Source organism: Bauldia sp. (genome assembly GCF_020442045.1).
Classification (GTDB): Bacteria; Pseudomonadota; Alphaproteobacteria; order Rhizobiales; family Kaistiaceae; genus Bauldia.
Genome location: NZ_JAGRLA010000179.1, coordinates 1 through 6,190 on the forward strand (window position 1 = coordinate 1; position 6,190 = coordinate 6,190).

Consider the following 6,190-nt stretch of genomic DNA (forward strand, 5'->3'; position numbering starts at 1 on the left):
CACGGATGTTGAGGAAGCCGTCGGCGCGGGCCGGCGAGGCGCTGTAGGTGCCGCCGGTCATGTGGAAGTCGATCTCGCCGGCGACGAAGGCCTGGTTCATCGTCGCGATGTCGCCGACCACCTTGGCGCCCTTGAACACCTTGCTGGCGGTGTCGGCGAATTTCTGCGTTTCTTCCTCGGTGTGCTCGCGGAACGGATCGAAGCCGGAGATCAGGCAGATGTCGAAGACGTTCCAGTCGTCGCTCTCGAGGACACCGTATTTGCCGGCGTTGGCCGGGTCGTTGAACAGATCCCAGCCGACGTCCTCGGCGGTCGCCCGGCTGACCTTGTCGGTGTTGACCACGAAGCTGTAAGGGCCGAAGCGCTGGATCATGCCGAGCAGGTCTTCGCCGTTTTCGCTCATGCACCAGCGATACGGCCACTCGAAACCCGCCAGCATGTTGGCGAAGTAGGGCTCGAAGGTTGCCTTGTCGAGCGGCTTGATCAGACCTTCCGGATACATGATCTTGCGCGCCCAGGGATTGTTGACGTTGATCAGATCCCAGACGTTGGTCTCGCCGGCGCGCAGCCGGTTGATCATGGTCGGGTCGTTGGTCAGCGACTCGGCCTTGACCGTCGCGTCCATTTCCGTTCGGAAGGGATCGAGAACCTGGGCGGAGTTGTAGCCCTCCCAGCACAGGATGTTCAGTTCCTTCTCGCGCGCCGCCTGGGCGCCGCGGAGCATTCCTCCCGTGCCCACGGCAAGGGCGCCCGCGAACATGGCGGACTGCTGCATGAATTTGCGGCGGCTGATGCCATTCGATCCCATAGCACTCTCCTCTCCTGGGCCGAACCGGCCCTTTCAGTCTTCAGTTCCGGGTCGATTCGTCAAATCGACCAGACGACGTCGGAATTGCGTCTATGCCAGCACCTGTTCAAACGCCGCGCCCCAAGACGCGGTTACCAATCGCACAGCCTAGGTCATGGACCGGCCATCCTCTTGACTTGTGGTCGGTCAAATTTGACCGACCGCCCGAAGTCCTTGCGATCGTTGCATATTGCGTGCCATCCCGGCCTCAGATTCCCATCATCGCCTTGATCTCGCTGCTCGACATGACGCTGCAATAGATCATGTTGAGGATCTCGAGCTCCTTGTGATGCAGTTCGTCCGACCCGGCGGCGCAGCAGTCTTCGACGACGACGACGTTGAAGCTCTCGTCGGCGAGGCTCCGGACCGTCGAGGAGACGCACTGGTCGGTAAAGACGCCACAGCATACGACGTTGCGGATGCCCATGTTGGCGAGCAGCAGGCGCAGGTTGCTGCCGGTCAGCGCGCTGTCGGTCATCTTGGTGACGACGATCTCGTCGCCCTTCGGCGCAAGCTCCGGGACGATCTGCGACTCCCACTCGTCCTTGGGGAGCAGCAGGTCGTTCCAGCCGGGCTTGCGGTGGCTCAGCGAGCGTTCGCGGCCGTCCTTGGTGTGGCTGGCGATCCGGGCATGGACGCATTCGATGCCGTGTTTGCGAAAGCGGCCGAGGAGGTCCGCCGTGTTCGGAACCAGGATTTCGTCGAGGCGGCGGTGGAAGGGCGTCCACAGGTCGTAGCGCCGCTGTTCCTCCGGCGAGAGACGGTCGCGTTCCGGCCGCGCCCGGTAGGTGTTCTGGACGTCGATGACGAGAAGGGCGGTCTCTTCGAACTTCAGCTCGATGTCGTCGGGCTCGGGGGCGCCGAGATAGTAGATCGACCGGTAATCCGTCTTCCAGTTCATGGCCGTCCCTTCCGCGTTCGGTCAGCCGTCCCCGCGTCTAGAAGCGATGCGTGAAGAGGCCGCGGCGCTCGTAGACATCCGCCGCCTCTTCGACAAAGGCCGCCATGCGCTCGGCTCCATAGGTCCCGCGCAGGGTCCGCGCCGCCTCGAGCAGCGGCTGCTTGTCCTTCGCCCGGCCGGGCCGGAGCAGTTCGTAGACCTTCATGATGAAGTCCTGCGGCACGTCGACGAGCTCCGACGCCCGCTCGAAATTCGCGCCGAGCGTCGCCCGGTTGGCGTCGCGCGCGACCTCGGCCTGGAGGCGCAGCGCGTCCGGCGTGATCCGCAGGTCTTCGAGCGTGACATCGCCGGCAAGCACCGCCTCGAGCGAGACGTCGTCCAGCGGCTTGCCCCGCGGTCCCCGGATCAGTTCGGGGCGCTGCTCGGCCAGCGGGTAGTCGGCGGTGGTCAGCTTCCTGCTCATGCCGGCACTCGCGCGGCTTCCAGGCTGATCTCTTCCGGCGCGGCGCCATCGGCGGTAAGCGCCGTCTCGATCGCGTAGATCAGCGCGACACGGGCGTGAAAGCGCGAGCCCATGGCTTCGCCATGATTGGGCACGATCACCGGTTCCGGCATCTCTCCTTGCGCGTAGAGCGCCGCGTTGCGGCCGAGCCCCCGGTAATGCTCGAGCGTGGTGATCGGCGCGTTGGAGAAGAGCTCGAGGTTGTTGTGGGGCAGGCGGTCCGCGTGGTGGATCACCGCGGTGCCCTTGGTCTGGATACCGATCCCGACCTTCGAGCCGGAAAGCCGGGCCGCGGAAAGGCCGAGGAACGAGGTGTCGGCGGTGTGCTTCAGCCGGACGATGCGCGCCACGCCTCCGGCGCTCTCGATCCCCCCGACAATGGCGCCGAGAAGCTCGGCGATCGGTATGCCGCTCATCGTCCGGAACAGCTTGACCCCGAAGGCCGGCGACACGCCGACCACCACTTCCCGCGGGTCGGTGCCGACCTTCGCCTCGCCCATCCTGGTGAAGGCGATGCCCAGCGACTCGTGGCGCGCGAACTCCTCCTCCTGGCCGAGCACGGTCTCGCGGTCGAGCACGTCGCGGATATGCGCGATCTCCTCGCGTCGGGCGGCCGAGAGGCGGTAGCCGGTTCCCGGGCCACCATAGTCGTTCGGATCGTTGACGGCGCTGAGGATATGGCCGTCGCGGACCATGGCCGAAGTCTGCAGATAGTCGCCGGACACGCGCAGCCTGACCAGCCACAGGAGGTTGCGTGCTTCCTCGTCGAAGCCGCGCGCGTGCAGCGCCCTGATGACGTCGACAACGGTGATGCCCTTCTCCTGGATGCGGTCGGAGATGCGGGCAACCTCGCCCGGCAGGTAGCTGTCGGTGTCGTCCGATCCCGACGCCATCACGACGCTGGTCATCATCTCGCGCGTGGGATGAGAGAGGTCGAGTTCCTCGAAGACGGCGGCGATCGCCTCGACGGCCCGCTGTCGGAGGTCGAGCGCCTTTTCCTCGCCGATCGGGGTCAGCCCGCCGTCGGCCTCGAAGTCGCGCTGGAGAACGAGATAGTCCTCGAGCTCCTCGCCGTTGAGCAGCGAGGGGTTGAAGGAATTGTCGTATTTCAGGATCGATCCGAAGCCCGAGCAGATCAGGTCGGAGCCGCCGATCAGATAGGGGAGGATCTTGGCGCCGACCCGGATTTCCGATTCCGTCGAGCGCGCGTCGTTGCCGGAGGCGCATTCGAGGTCGAGCCAGACCGCGACGAGGTTCTCCGCCATCATCTCGCGGACTCCGCCGGGCACGGTCGCGGTCACCGGCGCCCCGTCGATACCGCCATTCTGGGTTCCCTGGACGCCCATTGCCCGCTGCAGGCAGAGGCACCGGGCTTCGAGATAGAGCATCGACTTCTTTTCGTGGAAGCCCATCAGCAACTCGGAGCCGGCGCCGGAGGTGCAGCGCATCTTGATGCCGCGCGACGCGTAGGCGGTCGCGAGGAAGGCTTTCGACCACGGCGTATCGTCGCCGTCGACGAAGGCCTTCTCGGTTCCGTAGACCGAGACGGTTTCGGCATAGGAGGTGAAACCGGCCATGCCGATCTTCAGCTCCTCCGCCTCCTCGCTGGCGCATTGGAAGAGCGTGCCGGCGCGTCCGACCGATGCGCCGACCGCGCAGGCCATGGCATTCGCCCAGGCGTTCCGCGAGACCCGCATCGTCGTTTCGATCTCGTCGAAGCCGAGCGCGACGGCGATCGCCGCGTCGGCGGCAAGCTGGAGCGGATCGTCCTTGGCGTTGGTGACGTGCCCCTGGTTGCCGGGTGTCCGCCGCGCCCGCATCTTCGAATAGGCGAAGGCGATTTCCATGGCGTTCAGCTGCGCCACCACCTCGGCCAGCTTGGCCGGCGTCAGGCCGTGCGCGAGCTGGACCAGCTCCGTGCGCGGCACGTTCATGTCGACCAGCATGCGGGCGATCGTCTCCGACGGAATCGCCATCGCCTGTTCGGCCAGGGTCGTGTCGAGGTGGTAGCGGGCGACAAAGGTGTCGATCATGTCGAAGTCGGCCTCGCCGACCCCGTCGAGCTCCACCACCCGACCATCCGCGATCCGGATGCCCGGCTTCGGATCGTGGGGGCTGGAAAAGGCCGCGAAGCCGTTCTCGGCGTCCTCGACGGCGAACTTGTCGAGCCTCAGGGGGCGCTCGTCCCAGTCCGAGAAGCGGCCCCAGCGATTCGCACCCATCGGTCCTTGCCCCTTCGAGCCCGTCGGCCCTGCTTCGAACGGACCGCGTTTCCTAAGACTGGTCACCAAATGCCGGTCCGGTCAACGGGTTGGCCGGTACCGACGGTCCGGGGCGACCAAACGGGTGATGGAAAGCACCCAAACTTCGGCTTCTCCCGCGGCGGTCGGGGCGCTATGTTCCGGGCGCAGTGATGGACGAGGCGAAGGCCAGCCGGCAAGATGCCAATGGCGGTCGCCTCGGGAAGATCGCGGCAATTGCCCGGTCGGGCGTCCGGTGCGAGGATCGGGAGAGGGGAGATCGCCAATCAATGACTTGGCTTCAGTTTCTAGCGGTCATGTTCGGGCCGGCCCTGGTCCTGGCAATCGTTGCCGCGATCATCCTGGCCACCAGTCGGCGCAGCCAGACCTGAGCACCATCGCCGGGGCAGGCTCGCCTCATCAACGCGACCCATTGCATCCGACTTCTTCCGACCGGTCCTGAAGTCGCGTGACGCCCCCCATCGTCGTCCCCGAACCGTCGGACAATCTCGTCATATGTCAGCACAAAAGATAAGGATCGGCCTTGTCGGCGCGGGCGCCATCATGCGCCTCAGCCACGCTCCGACCATCAATGCCAGCGCCGGCGCCGAACTCGTCGCGGTCTTCGATGCGGATCTCCAGCGGGCCGAGGCGATCGTCAAGGATTTCGGCGGCACCGCCTACGACGACCTCGACCGGATGCTCGAAACGCCCGGGCTCGATGCCGTCGTCGTCGCGACGCCCAACCGGTTCCACGAGGAAGGGGTGCTGGCGGCGGCGGCCCATGGCAAGCATGTGCTTTGCGAAAAGCCGCTGGCGATCGACGCGGCGGCGGCGCGCCGCATGGTCGAGGCCTGCGAGGAGGCCAAGGTCGTCCTGCAGGTCGGCTTCAACCAGCGCTTCTGGGCGCAGGTCCAGATCGCGAAGCAACTGATCGATGCCGGTTTCATCGGCAGGATCCATCAGATGCGGTCGATCTACTCGGAGAAGTCGACGGTCTACCCGGCGACGACCCGCTATCGCTACGACCTTGCCCAGTCCGGCGGGGCGACGATCATCGACCTGACCATCCACCGCATCGACCTTGCCCGCCACCTTGTCGGCGATTTCTCCGGCGTCTTCGGCGAGCTCGTCCACAGCGAATTGCCCGAACAGGTCGACGACAACGTCTTCCTGCTGACACGCTTCGCCAACGGCGCCCGCGGCAGCCTCGCCGGCAACCGCTATTCGCCGAATATCGGCGACGGGACCGACATCTATGGCACCGAGGGGACGATCCACATCGCCAGCGAAACGATATCGCCCTTCGCCTCGGCTCCGCTTGCCGTCTATACCGAGCGATCGGCGGCCGACCTTCCCGACGTCCTCGTCGAGGCGCATTACCCCGATGCCTGGTGGGAGACCTTCAAGGGTGGCTGGATCACGGTGAAGCCGCCGCGCCGCAGTCCCTACCGCGCGCAGCTCGAGGCCTTCTGCGAGAGCATCCGCGAAGCCAAGCCTGCTCCAATCACCGGCGTCGACGGGCTTCGCGCCCAGGAATTCGTGCAGGGCGCCTATCTGTCGATGCAATCGGGAACCTGGGTGGACCTGCCCTTACCGGAAGACGCCCCCTTCGTCGTTCCCGAATACCGGTGAGGCGCGGCATGTATTCCTGTTTCCACAGCGTCGGCCTTCCATCGCGATCCCTGACCGAGGCCATC

6 protein-coding genes are annotated in these 6,190 nt (G+C 65.7%); 2 read left to right on the forward strand and 4 right to left on the reverse strand.

Going from position 1 to position 6,190, the window contains the following annotated elements:
• From KDJ86_RS19555 to KDJ86_RS19570, 4 genes are all read right to left on the reverse strand, one after another.
• On the reverse strand, positions 1 to 808 hold an 808-nt coding region (locus KDJ86_RS19555), incomplete at its 3' end, for an ABC transporter substrate-binding protein (protein ID WP_291749798.1).
• A 247-nt stretch (positions 809 to 1,055) separates the two neighbouring features.
• On the reverse strand, positions 1,056 to 1,748 hold the full coding sequence (locus tag KDJ86_RS19560; RefSeq protein ID WP_291749800.1) for a cysteine hydrolase family protein: 693 nt from the start codon (positions 1,746 to 1,748) through the stop codon (positions 1,056 to 1,058).
• Positions 1,749 to 1,785: 37 nt separating this feature from the next.
• On the reverse strand, positions 1,786 to 2,211 hold the full coding sequence (locus KDJ86_RS19565) for a diol dehydratase small subunit (protein WP_291749804.1): 426 nt from the start codon (positions 2,209 to 2,211) through the stop codon (positions 1,786 to 1,788).
• Positions 2,208 to 4,472: a propanediol/glycerol family dehydratase large subunit gene (locus KDJ86_RS19570; protein WP_291749806.1), complete on the reverse strand. Its 2,265-nt coding sequence runs from the start codon at positions 4,470 to 4,472 to the stop codon at positions 2,208 to 2,210. Before KDJ86_RS19570 ends, KDJ86_RS19565 begins: the two co-directional genes overlap by 4 nt.
• 191 nt (positions 4,473 to 4,663) lie before the next feature.
• On the opposite strand from KDJ86_RS19570, the gene KDJ86_RS19575 reads away from it, so the two are divergent.
• Positions 4,664 to 4,882, forward strand: coding sequence for a hypothetical protein (locus KDJ86_RS19575; RefSeq protein WP_291749809.1), 219 nt, complete (start codon positions 4,664 to 4,666; stop codon positions 4,880 to 4,882).
• A 124-nt stretch (positions 4,883 to 5,006) separates the two neighbouring features.
• Positions 5,007 to 6,125: a Gfo/Idh/MocA family protein gene (locus tag KDJ86_RS19580; RefSeq protein WP_291749811.1), complete on the forward strand. Its 1,119-nt coding sequence runs from the start codon at positions 5,007 to 5,009 to the stop codon at positions 6,123 to 6,125.
• The last annotated feature ends 65 nt before the right edge of the window (positions 6,126 to 6,190 follow it).

Coding starts and splice junctions, on each gene's coding strand:
- KDJ86_RS19560 (WP_291749800.1), bottom strand. CDS start 1,748: ATGAACTGGAAGACGGATTACCGGTCGATCTACTATCTCGGCGCCCCC.
- KDJ86_RS19565 (WP_291749804.1), bottom strand. CDS start 2,211: ATGAGCAGGAAGCTGACCACCGCCGACTACCCGCTGGCCGAGCAGCGC.
- KDJ86_RS19570 (WP_291749806.1), bottom strand. CDS start 4,472: ATGGGTGCGAATCGCTGGGGCCGCTTCTCGGACTGGGACGAGCGCCCC.
- KDJ86_RS19575 (WP_291749809.1), top strand. CDS start 4,664: ATGGACGAGGCGAAGGCCAGCCGGCAAGATGCCAATGGCGGTCGCCTC.
- KDJ86_RS19580 (WP_291749811.1), top strand. CDS start 5,007: ATGTCAGCACAAAAGATAAGGATCGGCCTTGTCGGCGCGGGCGCCATC.